Here is a 22,044-nt window from a genome sequence, read left to right on the forward strand (position 1 = left end):
CTGGTGCCAGCCCGGCGTCGGCTCGATGGTCGACGCCGCATCGGCAGATAATCTCACTGGCAATGTGAGACCAGCACAGCCTAGCCGAAAATGGGTGGCGCATGACGCCACCCATATCCTTCTCTTCAAATGACCGAGGCCGCCATGGAAACCTCACACCTGCCGGAAGAGACCATTCCTCTTCTCAGTTTTCGCCGCGCCGACGAGGCGATCGGCGTTGTCGCACTCGTCGTCATCGTCTTTTCGATCCTTTGGGGCGTCGTCAGCCGCTACATCTTCCCGCAACCGGCCGCCTGGACCTATGAGCTGGCGATCATGGCCTTCGCCTATCTCGTGTTTTTCGGCGCCGTGGCAGGCGTGCGCCTGGGGACACATGCCGCGATCGACGTACTGGTCACGGCCTTTCCGTCGGGCTGGCAGAAGGCAATTGCGTGGTTCAATTACCTGCTGCTCGCCGTCTTCTTCGTGGTGATGACCGTGCTATTTGCCTGGCAGGCCTGGACCTCGCGCCACGTCCACACCATCGCCCTCGACCTGTCGCGCAGCCTCTCCTACGGCCCGCTCGCCCTGGCATCCGCCGGCATGTTCGTTCAGCACCTCATCGTCGAACGACCGTGGACCGCCCGGGTGCATCGCAATGTGGAATCGCTGATATGACCTTCTTTCATCTTGCCGGCCCGTCGCTGCTGGTCGTCGTGCTCTTCCTGCTATCGACCCCGATCACCTGGGCGATGGCGATCGGAGCGCTGGCGTTCTTCCTTATCAACATGGACATGATCCCGCTTGCCAACTTCGCCCAGGAAATGGCCGAAGGCAGCCAGTCCGTGTCCTTGCTGGCGCTGCCGCTGTTCGTGCTCGCGGGCTGCATCATGAACGCCTCGGGCATCACCCGCCGACTGCTGAACCTCGCCGACGTGCTCGTCGGCCACATGACCGGCGCGCTCGCCCAGATGTGCACGGTGCTCGGCACGCTACTTGGCGGCTTGACTGCGTCCGCCAACGCCGACGCTGCGATGCTTGCGAAAACCCTCGGCGTCGAAATGTCGGAGAGGGGATACAGCCGGGCCTTCGCCGCGGTCATCACCTCGTCGGCCGCCATCATCACCAGCCTCATACCGCCGTCGATCGGCCTCATCGTCTATGGCTTCCTTGCGGAAACCTCGATCGGCCGGTTGTTTGCAGCCGGCGTCGTGCCCGGCCTCGTGCTTGCCGGTGGCCTGATGATCACCACCTACTTCATTGCCAAGAAGCGCGGTTACAAGCCGTTGCGCAAGGAGAGGGCGACTCGCGCCGAAGGCATGAAGGCGCTCGTCGACGGCCTCTGGGCGCTTTCGATCCCGGTGGTCATCTTCGTCGGCACCCGCTATGGGCTGTTCACCACCACCGAGGCCGGTGCGGTCGTCGTGGTCTATGTGCTGTTCGTCGCCGTATTCGGCTACCGCGAGTTCACCATCCGCCAGATCCCCGAAGTGCTTGCCGAGTCGGTGCGCGATTCCGCCGTGGTCATGATTATGATCTGCGCGGCTGCAGCCTTCGGCTTCTATCTCGCCTGGGAACAGGTGCCGCAGGCGATGTCCGGCTGGCTCGGCGGCGCAACCGACAACCCGCTGTTGATGCTGCTGCTGATCAACGTGCTGCTTATCGTTATCGGTACTGCGATCGAGGGCTCGGCGGCGCTGATCATCCTGACGCCGATGCTGATCCCGATCATCGACGGCGTCGGTATCGATCGCGTGCATTTCGGCGTCGTCTTCATCACCAACCTGACCATTGCCGGCATCACACCGCCGGTCGGCGGACTGATGTACATCTCATCGATGGTGCTGAAGGTTCCGATGATGGCCTATGCGCGCGAAGTGTTGCCCTATCTCGGAATGATGATGCTGCTGCTCGTCATGCTCAGCATGTTCCCGCAGCTTTCGCTTTGGCTGCCGAACCTCGTCTACGGGACGACGGCCGTTCAATAAGTGGTTGCCGGCCGCGGTCGAGAGCCGCGGCCGGCAAATGCGAACGTTTACCCCGCCTGCGGCACCAGGGTCGCCGGTGCACGCCGGCCGATAGTCAGAACCAGCAGTGCTGCGACGATGCACAACAACCCGGCAGCAATCAGCGCCGGCGTGTATGTCTCGAGCGACGTCCTGCTCGCACCGGCAAGGAAAGCGGCACTCGCCGCGCCGAGCTGGTGTCCGGTGAACACCCAGCCGAAGACCAGCGCCGCCCGCTCCGCGCCGAAGCGTTCTGCCGACAGCTTCACCGTCGGCGGCACGGTCGCGATCCAGTCGAGGCCGTAGAAGATGGCGAAGATCGACAACGTGTAGATGTTGAAACCGCTGAACGGTAGGAACAGCAGCGACAGACCGCGAAGACCGTAGAACCAGAAAAGCAGCCAACGATTGTCGTAGCGGTCGGAAAGCCAGCCGGAAAAGACCGTTCCGACGAGATCGAACACACCGATCAGTGCAAGGAGGCCGGCCGCACCGACCGCTGCGATGCCGACATCGCCGCAGATCGACACCCAATGCATCTGGATCAGACCATTGGTGCTGAAGCCGCAGACGAAGAAGGTGGCAAACAGCACCCAGAAGGTGTTCGAACGGGAGGCTTCCTGCAGCGCCTTCAGTGGCGAAAGCAACAGGGTTCGCAGATTATGATTCTGTGCCGGGGGAGGTACGATCGCCCGGCCGCCATAGGGCGCCAAACCGAGGTCGCTCGGCCGATCCTGCATAAAGAGGAGCACTAGAAGGAAGGCAAAGGACAGGACCGCGATGACGACGGTCAGCGCAGTTCGCCACCCGATCGCCTCGGTAAGTGAGGCGAGCAGGGGCAGGAACACGAGCTGGCCGGTGGCATTGCTGGCGGTCATCAGGCCGACGACGAGGCCGCGCCTCTTGTCGAACCACCGGGTTGCGACCGTGGCGCCCAGCACCAGCGCAGTCATGCCGGTCCCGACGCCGAGAACGACGCCCCAAAGCGCCACCATCTGCCACAGCTGCGTCATGAAGAATGAAGCAATGATACCGCCGACGATGAGGAGCAGGGCTGCGGAGACGACCTTCCTTACACCGAAGTGGTTCATGAAGGCGGCGGCGAACGGCCCGAGCAAGCCGAACAGCACGAGGCGGATGGCGAGCGCAAACGAGATCTGGGCATTCGACCATCCGAACTCGGTTTCGAGTGGCTTGATCAGCACGCCTGCGGATCCCATCGCGCCGGCTGTCGCCAGCATGACGAGGAACGTGACGGCCGCGACGGCCCAGCCATAATGGATGTCGCGTTTGGCCAGATAACGAGCAAGCACCGGTCCGAACATCGGCCATTTCCTTCCGTCGATCGATTGTGTTGAATTTGCTAGAGAGCCTGCAGCAAGGCCGTCAATTGGGCAGACGCTTCATCGCCGAGCTTGGCCTCGATTGCCGTCTGCACGCCGTCCCAGAGCGGTGCCCCGTCCCGCAGGACCTGTCGCCCTTTGTCGGACAACTCGACAGCCGATTCCCTTTGATCCTGGCCGTTCGCCATCGCAACCAGCTCCATCTTTTCCAGGACCTTGACGTTCCGGCTGACCGTCGAGCGGTCGAGTTCGGTACGCTGTCCTAGATCCGTCAGCGAGATGGGTTCGGCCCGCTGAATATTTCGCAGCAGACTGAACTGCGCGAGATTGACGCCAACGGGCGCAAGCGCTTCGTCATAGAGCGACGTCACTCGTCTCGAGGCCTTGCGCAGGAGGATGCAATAACAATAGGACATATTGCGTGTATATACACGTAACTTCTCGACGTCAAGCTCCTCATGTCACCGCGATCTGGTCAATTGGCCGACCGTCCGGGACTGCTGCACAACGCTTTTGCAGAGGATTGCGCTGCCCGACCGGCTGCGGCTAAGACCTCCATTCTGGAAAAGCCTTCAAGCGGGTAGGGCCAAGGCGCACCTCCGCCAAAAGCATCAGCAAATCGCATTGGAGCCGGATCATGAGAGCCGCTTTGCAACGGAAGATATTGGAAGTTTGCGATCGGAAGATCGCTGAGAAGGGACCGGGCGTCGGCCTCTCGTTCTACGCCTTCTTTGCCAACAGAAACGATGACCCGGAGCTTCTGATGGAGGCGGCCGAATGGTGGATCAGGACCCATCAGCTCGATCACTTCGAGAAGGCCACGAAGATCCGCGCAATGGTTGTTGCATTGGGCGACGAGGCGCCACTGCGATAAACATGAACCGCGGACGCTCTTTCGTGCACCCGCGGTTCGGCGATGTCATTGAAATGGATTGGCTGCATCTTTCGGGCAGCCCTCTAGCGTATCACCTCGGGTTAACCGATGTCGCTTCATCGGAGCTTATTCGGCAGGAAGCGGTTCCCCGCGCGTCTTGACCAAACTCCAGATCACGCCGCTTGCGATGATGGCAAAGGTGATGCCAAGCGACAGGGCCGCCGGGAATTTTTCCATGCCCAAGAGATCAGCAACGAAGATCTTCGAACCGATAAAGATCAGGACCACGGCGAGAGCCGGCTTCAGATAGCGGAAGCGGTGGATCATCGCGGCGAGCGCGAAGTACAGCGCTCTCAGGCCGAGGATGGCGAAGATGTTGGAGGTATACACCAGGAACGGGTCTGTGGTGATGGCGAAGATCGCGGGCACCGAATCGACGGCGAAGATGACGTCCGCGACTTCGATGAGTACCAGCGCCATGAACAGGGGCGTGATGAACCAGACCAGCTTGCCGCTCTTCTGATCCGTCTGCTTGACGAAGAAGCGTTCGCCGTGATGGCTCTCCGTCAGGTTGAAACGGCTCCGCATGAACCGCACCAACGCATTGTTGGAGATGTCGGGCTCAGCTTCTTTCATGAACAGCATCTTTAGGCCAGTCACGACGAGGAAGGCGGCGAAGATATAGAGCAGCCACGAGAATTCGGCGACGAGCGTTGCACCGACGCCGATCATGATGGCACGCAGTACGATGACGCCAAGGATGCCCCAGAAGAGCACCCGATGCTGGTAGAGCCGCGGGACGGCAAAGAATGAGAAGATCAGTGCGATGACGAAGACGTTGTCGAGCGCGAGCGTTTTTTCAACGACAAAGCCGGTCATGTAGGCGAGGCCCGCATCCGCACCGAGATACCACCAGACCCAGCCGCCGAAGGCGAGGCCGAGGGAGATGTAGAGGGCCGAGAGCTTGATGCTCTCGCCAACTTCAATTTCCTTGTTTTCCTTGTGCAGGACGCCGAGGTCGAAGGATAAAACAGCGATGACCAGCGTGATGAAGCTGAGCCACATCCAGATTGGCTTGCCCAGCCAATCGATAAATAAAAGGGAAGTATCCACGGAATAAAGCTCCGCCGGCGCAGATGTCGGATAAGGTCCGACATCGCAAGAGCGCCGGAAGCTCTCGCCAGAGGGGCCCGGACCAGCGGGTTGCTGGATACTTGGGTGGCCGGTTTCCGGCCTTCAAGTGCGGGGCAATCATTTTGCACAGGCGCAACAATGGGATGGTCTCACCGTGCGAACTGGCGGAGATTTCGTCGCGACCCATTTCCCCAAGCCAGTCCGGATTCTTCGCAAACTGGGCATCACGCTCAAAAAGGTCGGGCAGAGTAGCGGGCCCCGGCCGGGGTTTCACATGCCTTTGCCTGCCGGCGGCATCAAACACGACATGACGACTTCAACACAAATGGCCTCGGCCACGATGCACGTCGCTTATCTTGCTTCCCCACGCTGACGTTCGACCAGCCTCCCAAGAGGCGACGACTGTCGCATCTCTAACTGGCGCATATGTCGCATCTCTAAACTGCCGTGGAGAACCTAAGCGAAGTGCATCATGCCTGTTTTGAAGGGTAGGGGATCACTCCCGTCCCTGCAAATGTGTAGCAAAAACCTCTGCCGGGGTTCTGTAACCGAGGCACTTTCGCGGCTGGTTGTTGAGGTCGCGTGCCAGCCGATTGAGCGCGTTCTGCGGTATGACCGCGAGGTCCGTATTGCCTGGCATGAACCGGCGGATGCGTTTGTTGGTGTTTTCCACCGCACCTTTCTGCCACGGTGCGCTGGGGTCGCAGAACCAACTACGGGCGCCGATGCCATCTTCCAAAGCCTTGAAACCGGCGAACTCCTTGCCGCGATCAAAGGTGAAGCTCTGCCGGGCCAAGGCTGGCAAAGGAGAGAATGCTTCGATGATCTTGTCCATGATCGGTCGCGAATGCCGGCTCTGGTTTTTGATCATCACGGTGTAGCGGCTTTTGCGCTCAACCAGTGAGGTGACGTTGGCAGTGCCCAGGTCACGTTGGAAGATCAACAAGTCGCCTTCCCAGTGGCCGAATTGCGACCGATCATCAATAAAATCAGGCCGTTGTGATATCCTGCAGGCTCCAGGAAAGACGCCGTCACGGGGTTTCCTGGAGCTGCGAGGGCGCCGTTTGCGGCGGCCTTCCGGTAGATGCCGATAGAGCTCCAGCGCATAATCTTCCTTGCCGTAGATGAAGCGATAGATCGTCTCGGTGCAGACCCGCACGGTGCTGACGCCATCGGCGAGCAGGCGGCCGGCGATCTGTTCCGGTGACCAAAGCGCCTCCAACTGCTCGACGACCAGTTCGCGTAATTGCGGGTGCCGCATCAGCTTCCGCAAACGCCGCCGCCGCTCTTTGCGGATGTCGTCAGCAACCGTTGGGAAGTAGCCGCTATATTCGGGCAGCTCGCGATCATGGAATGTATTGCGCCTGATCTCGCGATAGATCGTCGAGCGGTGACGGCCGAGTTGGCGCGCCATTTCCTGGATCGGCACCTTGCGTACGACAAAGTGGTAGAGGCGGCGACGATCAGCCAGATTCAGCTGCGAATAGCTTCGTGACATCCCAAAATCTCCAAGGGGAAACCATTGAAATCATTGGCATGTCGCACTTCAAATTAGAATGTACCCGGCTACAAAGCGATGTCACATAACATACGTTATGGAACTGTCTTTGGTAGGCTATTTGACGAACCGTAAAACGCAGCATCAAATCTCCCAACGCAAACAACGTCGAGTTTCCAGGTGTCTGCGCTCAGCTCGCGACGTATTTCGGACCGTGGTCCAGCGGCGTCTGATAACCTGTGTGGCTATTAGCACCCAACGACAATGCAACTGACCAGCTTCGAATAATCAGTAATCTCGGTCTTTGGAAAAACGCCGGATGTTCGCAGTGCTGGACGCTATCTATCGACTTAAACTTTAGCGAAGCACTCAACGCACGTTGAACTTCTCGAAGTTCTGAATGAGCTGCCGGGATTCGCTGACTTTCGGTAGCTCGCGTCCGGCGGTGTCGTGCGCCTCCAGCGCCGACAAATCCAGACCGCTGCGTCGCGCTAACTTCGGCGTGCTCGTCCTCGTTTAGGCGTCCGTTCTTAAACCGCTCGGCTGGAGGAAGGCGCGTTTTTAACGCTGTGCGCCGTTACCAATGCCAACGGCTCGCCGTCTGGTCGTGTCACCCGAGGCGCGTCCTTCCGAGCCACCCACCGTGCCTGCTTACGCGCCCGTCCATCTCAAATATGGATTGGGCGCGCAGCCTTTTTGAAGCATTTTGTTGGCGTGGCGCAGCGATTACTGCTGAAGGCCAGGGTAAGCCCAGACACCCGATACACGCATCAGATCCCGGTAGATTACCAACCGCTCGTCAGCCCCCACCTTTGCCGCCTCTTCCTGAGACGGTGCGTCCAGCGCATTCAGTGGCACGACGGTGGTCGCCAAATCGCGTTGCTTCAACGCATCTTCCATCACGGTACGAGCGCGGCGCATATGGCTTGAGCTTGTCACCAAAATTACGGTATCAGCCTGATGCCGCACCAACAGATTGGCAGCGTTGACAACATTGCCGATCGTATCTTTTGATTTGTCCTCAATCATGATGCGATCACGACTGATACCCTTGTCGACCAGCCACTTAGACATGATGTCGCCCTCGGTAACACCTTTCTTCGGCACTCCACCACTCACCATCACTAGTGCTGTGGGATTGGCTTGGGCGGCTTTCAATGTCACTTCGAGGCGATCAAGCAGAGTTTGCTGGGCCGTCCCGTCGTCCGCCAACGCATATCCGAGCGCGACCACCGTCACCTTGCCAGGCAGTGTCGGTACATCGAAGTTTGGCTTTTCCGCAATGATCTGCTCCGCGCGGACAAAACGCTTGCGATACACCTCTGCTCGTTCGCGATCGAGCCCGGCGAGAGCTTGATGAGCGAGCGCTATGCTCGTCTCATCGCCACGAATCCGAGCAATGGCCTCCAACCAGCTTTGCGCGTCAAAGGCAGTCGGATCTTTTTCGAGGATTCCCTGAAATGTCGTCTGTGCCTCGTCCAGTTTTTTCTGAATGATCTGCGTTGATGCGACGGCGTACTGAAAATCCAGACGTTCGGGAGCTAACGTCGACGCTTCCTTGAAAGCGGCCTCCACGACATCGTACTTGCCATGCAGGGTGATGCCCTTGAAGACTTCGGCTTCGGCTTTTTTGACGTCGCCACCCGACCAGTAGTACTGCATGCCCGTGTCGACCAACTGTTTGATACGGTCAGCATTGGCTTGATCAAAGGCACTGACTGGAACGGCCGAAATAAAGCAGGCCGTTGCTGTCAAGACGCCAAGAATGTGGCGCCTCGCCCTGCCCGCATTCTGCGCGCGTGTGGCATCCGATACGAGCATGGTCGACCCCGTGATGAGGGCAAAAATGGATCTCAGCTTCATTTAACTCTCCCAGTTTTCCGCTGACTCGCCGGACCAATTCACGACCGGACCGAAATGTATTTTCCGTGATCACTCTCGAACCGTTGCGGCCATAACGGAGGCCCGGCTCCTGGGTAGTAATACCAACAAATAACCACTTGTCCAGTCGACGTTAATGAGCCCGTCAAACCACTGGCAGCGCAGTGCCAGAATAACAATTATATTATAATAAGATAGAGCTATTGGCGGTGTCGACGCTTGAAGACAATCGTTTATTGGTATTTTATTGGTATTGCATCTTTAGAGTCTCCAATCTGAGAAGAAGCGCGGCGACATCGTTAGCCACTTGGAACTGCGAGCATGACGCATGCAGAAAATCAGCGATTTCGAGACGCCCAGTTCGCCTACAACATTTCCCTGACATGTCCCCGTGGCCGGCACGGACCGGCAGTTGCGACTGGATCCTATTGTCGTCCAAGATCCAATAGGGTTACGAAGAGCACCCCACGCGTGGCGCATTCGCTTGTCCCTTTGGGCACCAAAGTGCCGTGATACTGCGACAAGTTTGCTTGCTCAGGGTTTGAGTGTGGCCGTCTTTGGGAAGCAATCGAAAGGTGTGGAAACCGAGCTCAATCTCGTTGTCCTGCCAAAGCCTGGATGGAATGCTTCGCAATGAGCGCTGAAGCGGCGCTGAGTCGCAACATAAAGCGGAATCCGAGGTAGCTCTGCTGAGTGGTCGTAAGCTGCGACGCGGCGAACGCCTCAGTGCGCCATTGGCCCAACTCAGCCCAATCATCAGCAAAACATAGGAGGAATGCACATTGGCCGCTGCCACGTTTCAGCCGAACCTAATGGGGTCTATCGGCTTCAACTCGCAAACTGCAGCGCTTTCCATTTGCGCCGTTACGGCCGTGGCCGCGATACTCTATGTGGCGTCTTACCCAAGTTTGCCCTGGAACGACGTTCCGCTGCCTGAGATCGCGCCGGCAAGCGGTACTAGCACGGCAAGCCCGCCGAAGTTCGAGATCGTGTTCAGCGACGGCGACCGCAGCCTGATGGTCTATGGCGGCTACGTCTACATCGTCCGACTCGGTGACAAGCTGCCTGACGGTCGTTGGGCGATCGGGTTCGAGAAGCGGGAAGGAAGTTGGTCCGCAATGACACTCTAGGAGGTGTTTCAGGTGCGGCCTTTGTGGATGTTAACGGAATGTTAACGCTCGCATAAGACGCACGGCCCCTGCCCTCCCTGGCGCCATTGCCTGCCACGGCGAACTGGCGCAACCCTTTTGTTAAGGACTTGTAAACCAGTGTTTTGGGGTGGTGCATGATGATGAACGAAACTTTGTACAATGGCTTGCCGGAAATCGACAACGGCCCTGTTCCGCCAGAAAGCGCGCCCATTGGCGAATATGCAGTACAAGGCATTCCCCTCGTCATCGAGGCAGTCCTCGGCCGCAGCAGGTTGACTGTTGCCCAATTGTCCAAGCTGCACCGGGATGATCACATAGATCTCGACACCAATTTCGGAGACCCGGTTGACCTCAAGGTCAACGGCACGGTCATTGGCAGAGGCGAGATTGTTTTCAACGAATCCAAGACCGCCATTGGCGTCAAAATCGTCGAGATTTCTCACGGCAGGCGTCGCTAGTTAACGCTAGCGGACTCCATCTTGAAATCAGCGAGATGGGTTAACAATCCAGGATTGCGTTTGGGTGATTGTGACCTGAGTTGGAGCCAACGTCGAATAGGCAATGAGAGGCAGGCCAGCCTCTTGGCCGTCACGGCCACAGCCATGGCCTCCACCTCATTGAGCCCCCATCAGGCGAAAACGGGATCACGGTCTGAAAGAGGGGCGTTAAGACGTTGCAAAACGCCGCAGGCCTTGCCCGCGGCGTCTCTGTGGGAAAGTCGTCGACAAGCGCTAGCCAACCGTTATCGCAGCGGCAAGGCCACCGGGCGGATCGGTGCCGCGTCCGCACCGCGGAACTTCAAGGAGGCGCCGACAAACGCGAACTCGTAGACACGATCCTTCGACAGCCCTTCGAGATTGATGAGCTCGATAATCGGCGCGCCCTGTTGGGCGAGTAGGTAGGTATGGACCGGAACATAATTGTTGTCGGTTTCGGCAGGAAACGCCTCGAAGCTGAGGTTGTCGGCGCCCACCACCATGGCACCACCGTCCTCGACCAGGAACTTTGCGGCATCGATGCTCAGTCCCGGGGGATTGCTCATATAGGCGGATGCGTTCTCGTAATGCTGCATCCGCCCGGTGCGGATCAGCACGACATCGCCCTGTTGGAGCTCCAGGCCCTGGCTATCGAGCGCCTCTTGCAGATCCTTGCGCGTCACCCGGTAATTATCCGGAAGCATCTGCATGCCCTTGGCTGCCGCAACATCGATCATGACACCGCGTGCGATGATGGGCGGCAGCTTCTCAGCGCCCGTGACAGTCCAGCCCTGGTCGCCCAGGTGGTCGGTTGCAGCATAGCCGTTCCAGATCTTGCCGTTCAGACCGAAATGGTTCAGCGCATCGATATGCGTTCCCATATGTGCATACATAGACACGGCCGAGCCCGTGTAACTGACATGGCCATTCATTTCTTTGCCCACTTTCATCGGGTCGGAAACCGTGGTGCCGTGCGGTGTGTGGGTCATCCACATCTGGTATGGCGGATCGCCGGCCGCCTCCCAGCTTGGCATGCCGATGAAATACTCGACCGCAAGATCGTAGGACCTGCCACCATCGATGCGCGACAGGATCGCGGCGCGGGATTCAGGCGTGATCAGATTGAGCCGTCCGATCTCATCCTTCGGCCCCCATGGGCTCCTGCCAACCTCTTGCGCTGAAGCCGCGCTGCCGACGAGACCGGCAATGAGGGAGACAGCCAGGGCGCGGCTGAAAACTGTTGTGTCGAACATGATGAACTCCTTCTTCTCGCTTTCCCTGATATCGGGAAGCTGAGCCCACCTTATTGCTGGCGCTTACGCGAATAATCAGCGATAGAACGAAAACATAATTTACTCTGGAGAAAATATGGACCTGCTGGCTGCCATGCGCTCGTTCCGCCGTGTCGTGGAACTTCAGAGCTTCAACAAGGCGGCGGAAGAGCGGGGGCAATCGAACGCGTCGATCAGCAAGCAGATCCGGCAGCTCGAGGCGCGCCTCGGCACAGTGCTGATCGTGCGCACGACGCGCCGCATGAGCCTGTCTGAGACAGGGCACAGCTACTTTGCAGAATGTTGCCGGCTGCTCGACGAACTAGACCATCTGGAACGGACGACCTCCGGGGAAGCCGGAGAGATCAATGGTCGGCTCCGGATCAATGCGCCCTTGTCCTTCGGCCTGACCGTACTCGCACCGATGCTGGCCCGCTTCATGACGCTTCATCAGCAGTTGAAGGTGGACATGAGACTTGACGACCATGTGCTCGACGTCGTGTCTGAGGGGTTCGACCTGTCCATCCGCGTGCGCGCGGCGCTCGCGGATTCATCCCTGGTTGCCAGGCGGCTGGGCGAGATCGAGCAATTCATCTGCGCAGCACCCGCCTACCTCTCAGCAAACGGCACGCCGACAGAGGTCGGCGATCTCAAGAACCATCATTGCCTGGCCTACCGCCTCGCCGACCAACCGGGCAACTGGGTGCTGGAAGGCCCAGACGGTGCAACGAGTATCGATGTGCCTGCACGCTTCGTCGTCGACAACAGCCTGATGCTTTGCGAGATGATCCAGTCCGGCGTTGGCATCGGCGTCTTGCCGTCCTTCATCGCCAACCCGCTCCTTGCCAACGGCAAGCTCCTGCGGATCTTGCCGCAGCACAAGCTCGCCCGGCGCAGCATCTACGCGGTCTATCCGCCCAGCCGCCTGCTTCTGCCTAGGGTGAGGGTCTTCACCGAATTTCTCGCAGGCGAGCTTCGGCAAGCCGGTTTCTAGCCAGGCTTGCGCGCGGGCAGCCGGCCGCAGGGCGATCACGCAATTTTGCGATGCGACGCCTCGCCTCGGCCGCGCTTAGGCCGATAATGAGCGGAAACGACCCGAAAGACCGCCGATGCACAACGCGATGTCTAAGGTATTACAAACCGCGTTCCTGCTGGCGCTCATGTCTGCGGGCACATTCGCGGCGAAACTGCCGCGGTCGGGCGATGCAGTCTTCGACCGCGTCATCGCGTTGGTGAACTCCGAGTTTCACGACGAAACCGCACTGGGCCGCTTCAACGAAACTGCGAGGAAAGAAATCGAAGCCGCGAGACCGGCGTTTTCCACGACCGGTTCTGTCGCGCGCGTTGATGCTGCGATCGACGTAGCGCTTGCCAGCCTGCAGGCGTCCCACAACGGCCGCTTCAGACCGGACACAATCGCCTACTTCGAGCTGAGCGACATCTTTCGTTTCGCCATCCGTGATGATCTGCGGCGGCTGTTTCCGCCGGAAGGAGACGTGAGCTATCCCGGCATCGGCATGGTCACGCAGGTGATAGGCAATGCCAGGTTCGTGAGCGATGTCTATGATGGCTCTCCGGCAGCAAAGGCAGGCGTCATCATGGGCGACGAGATCCTCGCCGTCGATGGATTGCCCTATCGCGAAATCGCCTCCTTTAAAGGTAAGGTCGGGCAGTCGGTCGACGTCCGTCTGCGCCGCAAGGCCAACGCGGCGCCAATAGGTGTCAAGGTTGCGGTCGAACGGATGCGCCCGCTCCCAACATTCGAAAAGGCGATCAAGAACAGCATCGCAGTCAGCAAACGCGACGGAAGAACGATCGGCTATGTCAGGTTCTGGACCCTGTCAACGCGCGACGGGCTGGATATCGTCGCACGCGAGCTTTCGGACGGTCGCCTGAGCGCTGTCGACGGTGTGGTCGTGGACCTTCGCGGACGCTGGGGTGGTGGTGCGGCGGACGCCGCCGAACTCTTCGTAGGTGACACGCCGTCGTTCCGGTTGATCCCGCGGCATGGGCAAGCGACATTCGCAAATGTTCGCTGGCGCGGTCCGGTGGTGGCGCTGGTCGATGAGGGCACGCGCAGCGGCCTCGAGCTTTTCGCCTATGCGCTCAGGATAAACGGCATTCCGCTGGTGGGCGAGCGCACCGCCGGCGCCCTGTTGGCAGGCCGTGCCTATATCCTCCCCGACGACAGTCTGCTGGAAATTGCCGTCTCCGATGCGGTCATCGACGACGACGTCCGGCTGGAAGGAAACGGAATAGCCCCGGACATTCGTGTCGACCTTCCCCTCGCCTATGCCGCCGGCCGAGATCCGCAACGGGAAGCCGCGGTCTTAGAGATTCTTCGGCTTCTTGCCGACGGCACCTCGGACCGCATCGTCACGCCACGCCTGCCGTCGCTGACACGGTGACGACAAACGTCACGCCTTTGCCCCGTTGCAGGGTCATTCAGGCTGCCGCGTTCGCCCAAACGATTTCCCGACCAAGCCGGACGACCTCGTCGACGAGCAGCTGCAAGTCCTGCCGTCTGGTGCGGTGATTGTTGATCGCGACCCTCAGGCAATGCTCACCGTGCACGGTCGTGTCGGAGAGAACTGCGGTGCCTGCATCCTGCAGGCGCAGCATGATCTCGGTGTTGAGCGCTTTCAATTCTTCGCCGTGCTTGCCTTCGCTGCGGTAACGGAAGCAGACGATATTGATGTTGGTCGGCGCCACCAGTTCGAGCGAAGGCTCAGCCTCGATCAGGCCGCTCAGATATTGTCCCTGGGCTATGTTCTGGTCGACGAGCCGGCCGAACTTGGCGATGCCGTGCTCCTTCAGCGACATCCAGATCTTCAGCGCCCGGAAGCCGCGTGTCGTCTGCAGGCCATAGTCGTAAAGCCAGGGCGCTGCGGCCAGACCGCGCGTGGTTGCCACCAGATATTCCGGCGTCACTGCAAAGGTCCCGCGATGGGCCGAAGCATCCTGGATCAACACGCAGCCAGCCTCGAATGGCGCGTGCAGCCACTTGTGCGGGTCGAGCGCCACCGAATTGGCCTTCTCGATCCCGGCGACGCGAAAGCGGTTCTCAGGAGCAATGGCGATCAACGCGCCGATGCAGCCATCGACGTGCAGCCAGAGGTCTTCTTCTGCCGCCAATGCTGCGAGCGCCTGCAGATCATCGATAGCGCCGGTGTTGACGGTGCCAGCTGTCGCGATCACGCAGGCAGGCATGTACCCCGCCGCGCGATCTTCCGTGATCGCACGCCTCAGCGCATCCACATCGATGCGCAGTTCGGCGTCGGTCGGAATGCGCCGGAGCGCATGATTTCCAAGCCCAAGCGTCTCCATCGCCTTGCGGTGACAACTGTGCATCTGGTCGGAACCGTAGTAGCGCAACGGCCGCGCGATTGCCGCAACACCAAGCTCCCGGACATCGACGCCGGCTTTGACGTTACGGGCGACGGTAAGGCCGATGATGTTGGCAACCGATCCACCGCTGACGAGCGTGCCGCTGGACGAGGCTGGAAATCCCAGCATCTCCTTACACCAATTGACGACCTGCTGGTCCATGAGTGCTGCGGCATGATTGCCGCCGCCCAGATTGGAGCCTTGGACGGCGGCAAGAAAGTCGCCGAGTGCTCCGGTGAAATTGCTCGACCCCATGTACCAGGACCAGAAACGCGGATGGATATTACCCATTGGGTAACCCAAAATACTCGCAGCCACCTCGCGGTAGACTTCGTCCGTCGGCGTCGGCGACCGGGGCAGCGCTGTGGCGAACGATGCGCGGACTTCCTCCGGCATATCCTGCCAGACACGTCGATCGCGGATTCCACTGATGTAATCGATGGCGTCATCGATGATCCGGTGTGACAAAGCCCGTAGCGCAGCCCAGTCTTGTGGGTCAAGCGTGTCTTCCTCGACGGGCTCGTGTTCTGTCGGCGATACAGCCATTCAGGCCTCCCACACTGCGGATGTTTGTTCTAGGAACTGTGTTGCCGCCTTTATTTCCGTGTTCCAGTGACAATCGTGGCGGTGGAACGTAACTCGACCCTGTCGACGCGCATGGACTGACGCGCCAGATCAAGAACTTCATCTTTGATCGCCTCGCGCGTCGCGGCGTCCGCTTGAGCCAGCCCGGCGACCACGGGCGCAGCTATTTCGGTCATGAAGGTCCAATACCGTTCGGGCGTCTCGTGCACCATCGTCGTCGAAATCTCCTGTTCGTCGACATCTACCAAACCGGCGTCGGCGAATGCCGCCGACATCATGCCCTCGGCGGCACAACGAAACAGGCCGGGTGCTCCAGGCATCGGCGCAGGCAAGGTCACGTGGCGCGCGATCGTTGCCATGACTGTCGTCGCCCAGGGATTTTTTTCAGGCCCGCTCCAAACAGCGGCACAAACACGCGCGCCAGGTTTCGCCACACGGGCGAATTGTCGCGCCGCCGAGCCGATCTCCGGGAAAAACATAAACCCGAACCGACACAGTACTGCGTCGAAAGATTTATCAGCAAACGGTAGGGTGCTTGCGTCGCATATCTCGGTTGTAAAATTGCTGAGACCGCGATGTCGGGCATTCTCGGCGGCCACCTGGAGCATGCGCTCGGAAAGGTCTGTTACCGTGACGCGGCCATTCGGGATCAAGGCGGCGGCCGTTAGTCCGGGTTCGCCAGTCCCGGCCGCGACATCAAGAACATGGTCACCATCCCTGAGCTTGGCCTGGTGGATCATTGCATCGCCGAACGGGGCGAGCCAGCCCAACACCAACTCGTCCCATTTCTTCCAGCCGGTTGAGAACCGGTCCCAGATATCTTTCTGCTGCTCACGGATCTGGTCGAGATTATTGGACATGCACGTTCCTCCAGTGGATGCGCTTTCCTGTCTCGTCGGTCGGAACTATGGGCCTTCTGGATAAGGATACAATCAATTTCGTGCCTATTGGGGCGCGCGCCCGCACTGTTGTCTATGCCCCGTCGAACTAAATTTAGCAGTTCGAATGCTGTTGCTTGGGCAACAGGGCCCACTCAAATTACCTTCGGCTGATCTGCATAACGACAATCGGCGCTAGGGAGACCGGGCTCGGCAGGCTATATTTCCCCTGTGGAGATCGTGACGGAGAGATTCGCATCGATGCCGAACCCTACAAACGGCAAGAACAATGGTCGGGTAGAGGCCAACGACGAACAACCCCTCAGCGCCCAGTTGCGGATGATGCACGCGGCCTTCATGGCTTCGCCACTCCGAAACCGGATCATCTGGCTCGCCCTCGGTATCCTGACGGTGATCGTGACGACGGCCTTCGGTCAGATCATCCTCAATCGATGGTACAAACCTTTCTACGACACGCTGGAGCGACGCGATCTGCAGGCATTCCTGCACCAGCTCGTGGTCTTCGCCCAGATCGCCGGTGCGCTGCTCGTTCTCAATGTGCTGCAGACATGGCTTGGCCAGCTTGTTCGGCTGAAGCTACGGGAAGGCCTGACGCTCGACCTCATCAACGAATGGATGAAGCCGACGCGCGCCTTCCGGCTGGCCAATGCCGGCGCCATTGGCATCAATCCCGACCAGCGTATCCACGAAGACGCACGCCATCTCTCGGATCTCTCGGCCGGGTTGACGATCGGCCTGATCCAATCGGGCATCCTGCTCACTGGCTTCATCGGCGTGCTCTGGTCGCTGTCAGACGGGTTCGTCTTCCACATCTCAGGCATGGCCATCAACATCCCGGGCTATATGGTCTGGGCTGCGATTCTCTACGCGGGCACGGCGTCATGGCTGAGCTGGCTCGTCGGTCGTCCATTGGTCAAGCTCAACGGCGAACATTACGCCCGCGAGGCGTCGCTGCGCTTCTCGCTGATGCGCATCAACGAGCACATCGAGGCGGTTTCGCTGTCATCGGGCGAGGCAAACGAGAAACGCCGGCTGCAAGCCGACCTGTCGTCGGTTCTCGAGATCAGCCAAAGCCTGCTGCTCGCCGTCACGCGGCTGACCTGGGTCACGGCGGGTTATGGCTGGATCACCGTCGTCGCGCCGATCGTCATCGCCTCGCCCGTCTATTTTGCCGGCAATCTCAGCTTTGGCGGTCTGATGATGGCGGTCGGTGCCTTCAATCAGGTGCACGCGTCGCTGCGCTGGTTCGTCGATAACATCGGCGCCATTGCCGACTGGCGCGCGACATTGATGCGCGTCGCCGCCTTCCGCTCGGCGCTGCTCGTCATCGACGACCGGCACGAAGGCGACAAGCGGATCGAATTCGTTACGGCGGACGGCCCGCAGATGATGTTCGATCATATCGAAATCGTCTCGGCCGCCGGCTGCATCAAGCTCTCCGAGCCGAATGTCACAATCAATCCGGGCGAACGGGTGCTTGTCACCGGCGCGCCGGAGGTTGAAAAAGCGCCGTTCTTCAGGGCCATTGCTGGCCTCTGGCCCTGGGGGCACGGCCGCATCTCGCTTCCGATTGATGACGGCCTCGCCTTCGTTTCGCGATCGCCGTACTTTGCACCAGGCACGCTGGAGGAAGTGCTCGCCTTTCCCAAAACGCCCGACACCTTCAAGAACGGCGAACTCAGCGGCGTGCTTTCCAAGGTTGGCCTTGGCCGCCTCGCCGACCGCCTCGACCAGGACATGCGCAAGAAACTCAATCTAAGCGAAGTGGAAATGCGCCTTCTGGCGATTGCGCGCCTCGGGCTGCACAAGCCGCGTTGGCTGATCATCGACGAGGCATTGGACACGCTGGAGGACGATACCTATCGCAAGGTCATGACCTTCCTCGACCAGGAAATGGGCAAAGCGGCAATCGTCAACATCGGTCGCAAGGAACGCGCCAACGGCTTCTTCACCCGCGTGCTGGAACTCGAAAAGGACGCCGCCGGCGGTTCGTTGCGTCTGATCCGGCCAAAGAGCCTGCGCCCGACCAATCCACAACTGGTCGATTGACAGCGCCTGCGCTGAAGGCAGTACATTAAATTGCTAACGCATCCATTTGATTAAAAAGAAACAGCGCCTTCTCGGAAGGCGCTGTTTCGGTAGACAATGTTGCCGCGGATCTTAGCGCGCGCGCAGTTTCATGTGACGGTTGACGTCCTTGTAGAGCAGATAGCGGAACTTGCCGGGGCCGCCGGCGTAGCAGGCCTGCGGGCAGAATGCTCGAAGCCACATGTAGTCGCCGGCTTCGACTTCGACCCAGTCCTGGTTGAGCCGATAGACGGCCTTGCCCTCGAGCACGTAGAGGCCGTGCTCCATCACGTGGGTTTCGGCAAAGGGAATGATCGCGCCCGGCTCGAAGGTCACGATGGTCATGTGCATGTCGTGCCGGAGATCGGTCGGGTCGACGAAACGCGTCGTTGCCCACTTCCCCTCTGTTCCGGGCATGGCGGCGGGCGTGATTTCGGCCTCGTTGGTGAAGAAGGCTTCGGGAGCGGGAAGGCCGTCGACGAACTCGTAGGCCTTGCGGACCCAATGGAAGCGAACGGGTGCTTCACTTCTGTTATGCGCCGCCCAGTTGCTGGCAGGTGGAATGAAGGCGAAGCCGCCGGGCAGCATCCGATGTTCCTTCCCGTCGAGCGTGACGGTCAGTTCACCCTCGACGACGAACAGCGCACCCTCGGCGCCCTCGTCGAGTTCCGGCCGGTCACTGCCGCCGCCGGGAGCGATTTCCATGATGTACTGCGAAAATGTTTCAGCAAAACCGGACAATGGACGCGACAATATCCACAGGCGGGTCTTGTCCCAGAACGGCAGATAGCTGGTGACGATGTCCATCATCACGCCCTTCGGAATCACCGCATAGGCTTCGGTGAAGACCGCGCGGTCGGTCAGGAGCTGCGTTTGTGCCGGCGCGCCGCCTTGGGGCGCATAGTAGTTACGACCAGTCATTTCCGTCCTTCAGTTCTCAAACAGGCGCCGCCTCCTCACAAGAGCGGCGCGGTTGGGGTTATTGCCAATGGAATGTCAAAGCAGCGCGGCGCGCAGGTCGCGCGGCTGATCCTTCTCTTCATCGAGATCCAGTTCCGCCTCGACGTGGTGCAGATGTTCGGCCATCTCCCGGACCGCCGTGCCCCCGCCCCCCCCCGCGATGCGGTCGACGACCGCCATATGTTCGTCCGGCCCGCAATTGTGCAGGTGGTTCGAACGGTACATGGCGGTGATCAGCGAGGTTCTCGAAACCAAGTCCCGCAGGATGCCGAAGAGGAAGGCGGAGCCGGAGAGTTCCGCCAAAAGCAGATGGAATCCGCCGGAAAGACGAACGATTGCAGACAGATCACCTGCCCTGCCCGCAATCCGCTCTTCATCGATATGAGAGCGCATGCGCTCGATGTCTTCCACTGTGGCGCGCTCGCACAGGCGCTCAACGACGCGTTGTTCGATCGCCCTTCTGGTGACGAAGACGTCCCGCGCTTCGTCCACAGACGGCTCGGACACGAAGGCGCCACGGTTTGGCATGATCGTGACCAGCCCATCCCGTTCCAGCGCGGTCAGCGCCTGGCGGATACGGGCTCGACTGACGGAGAAAATCTCGGCAAGCTGCTCTTCCTTGAGGCGGGTGCCGGGACGCAGCCGCCGCTCCGCGATTGCAAGCCAGATCTTCTCACAAATGATAGCCGTCGGCGCTCCGGCGGTTTCGTCCGCATTGTACATGAAATCTCCCATAGCCGTTCGCATACTCTGGCCGGCCAGCTCTCAAAGTCAATTCCACTCACTGCAGTTTGATATTGACTACAAAATTGTAGACAATATTGTGTACCGTAACTTGATATGCTGTGGCAACCACTTAAACATCGGCTATCGACTGGTTTGACAACCGACCGTACCCGACCCGAGAGCTCATTGATGGACTTCGACTTCACCGAACTGCCCGCCCAGGACCGCTACCGGTTGCTGACAAATTTCATCGGTCCGCGCCCGATCGCACTCGTGTCTACGCTCTCGCCAAACGGCCAGGACAACGCCGCGCCGATGAGCTTTTTCAACGTCTTCTCACACGATCCGCCCATCGTGATCCTGGGCATTCAGACACGCCCGAACGGCGAAGAGAAAGACACGGTCAGCAACATCCGGCGCACAAGCGAGTTCGTCGTCAACATGGTCGATATGGCAATCGCCGACCAGATGCTCGTCTGCGGCCTCACCTTCGAACCGGATGTCGACGAGGTGGCGATGGCCGGGCTCACAGCAGCCGATGGCGTCAAGGTCGGTGCGCGCCGCATCGTCGAATCGCCTTGTTCTATGGAGTGCCGGGTCGAGCGGCTGATCGAATACGACCGCCGGGTCATTGTGCTGGGCGAGGTCGTCCACATGCATGTGCGCAAGGACTGCCTGGATGACAACGGCCACTATGTCGATCCGTCGAGCTATCAACCAATCGCGCGACTTCACGCAAACAACTACATCACCTCCGATCGACAGTTCGAGATGCGGGCACCCGACATCGCGTCCTTTGCCGCTCCCAAATCGAAAACGAACTGATCCATGCGCATCCTTCTCGTCAACCCGAACTCCACCGCCTCGATGACCGAACAGGCGCACCGCAGCGCCGAGCGAGTTGCCGCACCCTCCACGCTGGTGGAGTCGATCAACCCGACCACAAGCCCCGCCAGCATCGAAGGTCATGCGGACGAGGCCATGGCGGTGCCGGCGATGCTTGCCGAGATCCGCGCCGGCGAGGCGCGCGGGGTCGATGCCTATGTCATCGCCTGCTTCGACGATCCGGGCCTCGGCGCTGCGCGTGAAATCGCACGCGGACCGGTCATGGGCATCTGCCAGGCGGCCATACAGGTGGCGATGAACATCGCCACGCGTTTTTCCATCATCACGACCTTGCCGCGTTCGGTGCCGATCATCGAGGACCTGGTCGATGCCTATGGTGCCGGCCATCATTGTCGCAAGGTGCGTTCGGTGGACATGCCCGTGCTGGCGCTTGAGGAGGACCTCGCCCATACGGAAGAAATGCTCGTGCGGGAGATCCTGCGCGCCAAGCATGAGGATGGCGCCGAAGCGATCATTCTCGGCTGTGCAGGCATGTCGGAACTGTGCGACCGGCTGAAGCAGAGGACCGGCATGCCGGTGATCGATGGCGTAACCGCTGCAATCAAGCTCGCCGAAGCGCTGGTTGGCGCCGGTTACTCCACCTCCAAGGTGGGTGCCTATGACTATCCGAGAGTCAAGGCTCCGACAATCGCCCGCATTGTGGATTCAGTAGCTTAAGAAACACCTGCAAGTAACTGAAAACAAAAAGCTCCGGGAGGAACGATCCTCCGGAGCTTTTCTTATTCTGCTGATGACGCTTGGACTATGCCGCCTGCGTTGGCTTCGCCGGTGACGCTAGGTCGTGTGGACTCTTGGGATTTCCAAGGGTGAGCAAATCAGATTCAAGACTGTCTTTTGGAGGCAGTCATGGGTGTTTTGGATCGTCTGATCCTTCGGGACGAGCAGTGGGAGCGGATATCGC

Annotated in this window: 20 protein-coding genes; 10 read left to right on the top strand and 10 right to left on the bottom strand. The window is 59.7% G+C overall.

Annotated elements, in window-relative coordinates; translation table 11 throughout:
• Window positions 1–144 precede the first annotated feature (144 nt).
• Together AC244_RS31605 and AC244_RS31610 are read left to right on the top strand one after the other, a co-directional pair.
• The gene (locus AC244_RS31605; RefSeq protein WP_053252808.1) at window positions 145–657 is read left to right on the top strand and encodes a TRAP transporter small permease; all 513 of its coding nucleotides are present in this window, start codon (window positions 145–147) and stop codon (window positions 655–657) included.
• The gene (locus AC244_RS31610) at window positions 654–1,967 is read left to right on the top strand and encodes a TRAP transporter large permease (RefSeq protein ID WP_053252787.1); all 1,314 of its coding nucleotides are present in this window, start codon (window positions 654–656) and stop codon (window positions 1,965–1,967) included. The genes AC244_RS31605 and AC244_RS31610 overlap by 4 nt, the downstream gene beginning before the upstream one ends.
• Window positions 1,968–2,014: 47 nt before the next feature.
• On the opposite strand, the gene AC244_RS31615 is transcribed toward AC244_RS31610, so the two are convergent.
• Together AC244_RS31615 and AC244_RS31620 are read right to left on the bottom strand one after the other, a co-directional pair.
• Window positions 2,015–3,310 carry an MFS transporter gene (locus AC244_RS31615; RefSeq protein WP_053252788.1) on the bottom strand — a complete coding sequence of 432 codons (1,296 nt, stop codon included), beginning with the start codon at window positions 3,308–3,310 and terminating at the stop codon, window positions 2,015–2,017.
• A 38-nt stretch (window positions 3,311–3,348) separates the two neighbouring features.
• Entirely contained in the window at window positions 3,349–3,744 is a 396-nt protein-coding gene (locus tag AC244_RS31620; RefSeq protein WP_053252789.1) for a MarR family winged helix-turn-helix transcriptional regulator, read from the bottom strand.
• A gap of 221 nt (window positions 3,745–3,965) precedes the next feature.
• Between AC244_RS31620 and AC244_RS31625 the strand changes: the two genes are divergently transcribed.
• Window positions 3,966–4,202 carry a DUF6500 family protein gene (locus AC244_RS31625; RefSeq protein WP_053252790.1) on the top strand — a complete coding sequence of 79 codons (237 nt, stop codon included), beginning with the start codon at window positions 3,966–3,968 and terminating at the stop codon, window positions 4,200–4,202.
• Window positions 4,203–4,328: 126 nt separating this feature from the next.
• Here the strand turns inward: AC244_RS31625 and AC244_RS31630 are convergent, their stop codons facing one another.
• The 3 genes from AC244_RS31630 to AC244_RS31640 all read right to left on the bottom strand — a co-directional run bounded on the left by AC244_RS31630 (window position 4,329) and on the right by AC244_RS31640 (window position 8,697).
• Complete coding sequence (locus AC244_RS31630; protein WP_053252791.1) at window positions 4,329–5,315, bottom strand: TerC family protein; 987 nt, start codon at window positions 5,313–5,315, stop codon at window positions 4,329–4,331.
• A 517-nt stretch (window positions 5,316–5,832) separates the two neighbouring features.
• Window positions 5,833–6,834 carry an IS30 family transposase gene (locus AC244_RS31635; protein WP_053252792.1) on the bottom strand — a complete coding sequence of 334 codons (1,002 nt, stop codon included), beginning with the start codon at window positions 6,832–6,834 and terminating at the stop codon, window positions 5,833–5,835.
• Between the two features lie 726 nt (window positions 6,835–7,560).
• Window positions 7,561–8,697, bottom strand: a complete 1,137-nt coding sequence (locus tag AC244_RS31640) for a YdcF family protein (RefSeq protein WP_234717088.1) — start codon at window positions 8,695–8,697, stop codon at window positions 7,561–7,563.
• An 800-nt stretch (window positions 8,698–9,497) separates the two neighbouring features.
• Between AC244_RS31640 and AC244_RS31645 the strand changes: the two genes are divergently transcribed.
• Together AC244_RS31645 and AC244_RS31650 are read left to right on the top strand one after the other, a co-directional pair.
• A complete protein-coding gene (locus AC244_RS31645; protein WP_152976194.1) occupies window positions 9,498–9,845 on the top strand; it encodes a hypothetical protein in 348 nt (115 codons plus the stop codon).
• A gap of 155 nt (window positions 9,846–10,000) precedes the next feature.
• Window positions 10,001–10,324, top strand: coding sequence for a FliM/FliN family flagellar motor switch protein (locus tag AC244_RS31650; protein WP_053252794.1), 324 nt, complete (start codon window positions 10,001–10,003; stop codon window positions 10,322–10,324).
• A gap of 284 nt (window positions 10,325–10,608) precedes the next feature.
• Here the strand turns inward: AC244_RS31650 and AC244_RS31655 are convergent, their stop codons facing one another.
• Complete coding sequence (locus AC244_RS31655; RefSeq protein ID WP_082367291.1) at window positions 10,609–11,595, bottom strand: cyclase family protein; 987 nt, start codon at window positions 11,593–11,595, stop codon at window positions 10,609–10,611.
• A 115-nt stretch (window positions 11,596–11,710) separates the two neighbouring features.
• Between AC244_RS31655 and AC244_RS31660 the strand changes: the two genes are divergently transcribed.
• Both AC244_RS31660 and AC244_RS31665 read left to right on the top strand, forming a co-directional pair.
• Window positions 11,711–12,607, top strand: a complete 897-nt coding sequence (locus AC244_RS31660) for a LysR family transcriptional regulator (RefSeq protein ID WP_053252795.1) — start codon at window positions 11,711–11,713, stop codon at window positions 12,605–12,607.
• Between the two features lie 115 nt (window positions 12,608–12,722).
• The gene (locus AC244_RS31665) at window positions 12,723–14,021 is read left to right on the top strand and encodes a S41 family peptidase (RefSeq protein WP_053252796.1); all 1,299 of its coding nucleotides are present in this window, start codon (window positions 12,723–12,725) and stop codon (window positions 14,019–14,021) included.
• Window positions 14,022–14,058: 37 nt separating this feature from the next.
• Here the strand turns inward: AC244_RS31665 and AC244_RS31670 are convergent, their stop codons facing one another.
• Together AC244_RS31670 and AC244_RS31675 are read right to left on the bottom strand one after the other, a co-directional pair.
• Window positions 14,059–15,546 (bottom strand): pyridoxal phosphate-dependent decarboxylase family protein, encoded by a 1,488-nt coding sequence (locus tag AC244_RS31670; protein WP_053252797.1) that lies wholly within the window; start codon window positions 15,544–15,546, stop codon window positions 14,059–14,061.
• A gap of 50 nt (window positions 15,547–15,596) precedes the next feature.
• On the bottom strand, window positions 15,597–16,445 hold the full coding sequence (locus tag AC244_RS31675) for a class I SAM-dependent methyltransferase (RefSeq protein WP_053252798.1): 849 nt from the start codon (window positions 16,443–16,445) through the stop codon (window positions 15,597–15,599).
• Window positions 16,446–16,724: 279 nt separating this feature from the next.
• Between AC244_RS31675 and AC244_RS31680 the strand changes: the two genes are divergently transcribed.
• Window positions 16,725–18,533, top strand: a complete 1,809-nt coding sequence (locus tag AC244_RS31680) for an ABC transporter ATP-binding protein/permease (RefSeq protein ID WP_053252811.1) — start codon at window positions 16,725–16,727, stop codon at window positions 18,531–18,533.
• 111 nt (window positions 18,534–18,644) lie between these two features.
• Here AC244_RS31680 and AC244_RS31685 read toward each other — a convergent pair whose 3' ends face one another.
• Both AC244_RS31685 and AC244_RS31690 read right to left on the bottom strand, forming a co-directional pair.
• Complete coding sequence (locus tag AC244_RS31685) at window positions 18,645–19,472, bottom strand: bifunctional allantoicase/(S)-ureidoglycine aminohydrolase (protein WP_053252799.1); 828 nt, start codon at window positions 19,470–19,472, stop codon at window positions 18,645–18,647.
• A 75-nt stretch (window positions 19,473–19,547) separates the two neighbouring features.
• Entirely contained in the window at window positions 19,548–20,234 is a 687-nt protein-coding gene (locus tag AC244_RS31690) for a GntR family transcriptional regulator (protein WP_053252800.1), read from the bottom strand.
• Between the two features lie 192 nt (window positions 20,235–20,426).
• On the opposite strand from AC244_RS31690, the gene AC244_RS31695 reads away from it, so the two are divergent.
• Together AC244_RS31695 and AC244_RS31700 are read left to right on the top strand one after the other, a co-directional pair.
• Window positions 20,427–21,062, top strand: a complete 636-nt coding sequence (locus AC244_RS31695) for a flavin reductase family protein (protein WP_053252801.1) — start codon at window positions 20,427–20,429, stop codon at window positions 21,060–21,062.
• A 3-nt stretch (window positions 21,063–21,065) separates the two neighbouring features.
• Entirely contained in the window at window positions 21,066–21,800 is a 735-nt protein-coding gene (locus tag AC244_RS31700) for an aspartate/glutamate racemase family protein (RefSeq protein ID WP_053252802.1), read from the top strand.
• The last annotated feature ends 244 nt before the right edge of the window (window positions 21,801–22,044 follow it).

This window comes from Ensifer adhaerens (assembly GCF_001270265.1).
GTDB classification, from domain to species: Bacteria; Pseudomonadota; Alphaproteobacteria; order Rhizobiales; family Rhizobiaceae; genus Ensifer; species Ensifer adhaerens_B.

What these genes read in the sequence shown, in the direction of transcription:
- AC244_RS31695 (WP_053252801.1), top strand. Translation starts at nt 20,427, where the DNA reads ATGGACTTCGACTTCACCGAACTGCCCGCCCAGGACCGCTACCGGTTG.
- AC244_RS31635 (WP_053252792.1), bottom strand. Translation starts at nt 6,834, where the DNA reads ATGTCACGAAGCTATTCGCAGCTGAATCTGGCTGATCGTCGCCGCCTC.
- AC244_RS31650 (WP_053252794.1), top strand. Translation starts at nt 10,001, where the DNA reads ATGATGATGAACGAAACTTTGTACAATGGCTTGCCGGAAATCGACAAC.
- AC244_RS31685 (WP_053252799.1), bottom strand. Translation starts at nt 19,472, where the DNA reads ATGACTGGTCGTAACTACTATGCGCCCCAAGGCGGCGCGCCGGCACAA.
- AC244_RS31660 (WP_053252795.1), top strand. Translation starts at nt 11,711, where the DNA reads ATGGACCTGCTGGCTGCCATGCGCTCGTTCCGCCGTGTCGTGGAACTT.
- AC244_RS31610 (WP_053252787.1), top strand. Translation starts at nt 654, where the DNA reads ATGACCTTCTTTCATCTTGCCGGCCCGTCGCTGCTGGTCGTCGTGCTC.
- AC244_RS31605 (WP_053252808.1), top strand. Translation starts at nt 145, where the DNA reads ATGGAAACCTCACACCTGCCGGAAGAGACCATTCCTCTTCTCAGTTTT.
- AC244_RS31665 (WP_053252796.1), top strand. Translation starts at nt 12,723, where the DNA reads ATGCACAACGCGATGTCTAAGGTATTACAAACCGCGTTCCTGCTGGCG.
- AC244_RS31680 (WP_053252811.1), top strand. Translation starts at nt 16,725, where the DNA reads ATGCCGAACCCTACAAACGGCAAGAACAATGGTCGGGTAGAGGCCAAC.
- AC244_RS31670 (WP_053252797.1), bottom strand. Translation starts at nt 15,546, where the DNA reads ATGGCTGTATCGCCGACAGAACACGAGCCCGTCGAGGAAGACACGCTT.
- AC244_RS31625 (WP_053252790.1), top strand. Translation starts at nt 3,966, where the DNA reads ATGAGAGCCGCTTTGCAACGGAAGATATTGGAAGTTTGCGATCGGAAG.
- AC244_RS31640 (WP_234717088.1), bottom strand. Translation starts at nt 8,697, where the DNA reads ATGAAGCTGAGATCCATTTTTGCCCTCATCACGGGGTCGACCATGCTC.
- AC244_RS31615 (WP_053252788.1), bottom strand. Translation starts at nt 3,310, where the DNA reads ATGTTCGGACCGGTGCTTGCTCGTTATCTGGCCAAACGCGACATCCAT.
- AC244_RS31620 (WP_053252789.1), bottom strand. Translation starts at nt 3,744, where the DNA reads ATGTCCTATTGTTATTGCATCCTCCTGCGCAAGGCCTCGAGACGAGTG.
- AC244_RS31690 (WP_053252800.1), bottom strand. Translation starts at nt 20,234, where the DNA reads ATGTACAATGCGGACGAAACCGCCGGAGCGCCGACGGCTATCATTTGT.
- AC244_RS31675 (WP_053252798.1), bottom strand. Translation starts at nt 16,445, where the DNA reads ATGTCCAATAATCTCGACCAGATCCGTGAGCAGCAGAAAGATATCTGG.
- AC244_RS31655 (WP_082367291.1), bottom strand. Translation starts at nt 11,595, where the DNA reads ATGTTCGACACAACAGTTTTCAGCCGCGCCCTGGCTGTCTCCCTCATT.
- AC244_RS31700 (WP_053252802.1), top strand. Translation starts at nt 21,066, where the DNA reads ATGCGCATCCTTCTCGTCAACCCGAACTCCACCGCCTCGATGACCGAA.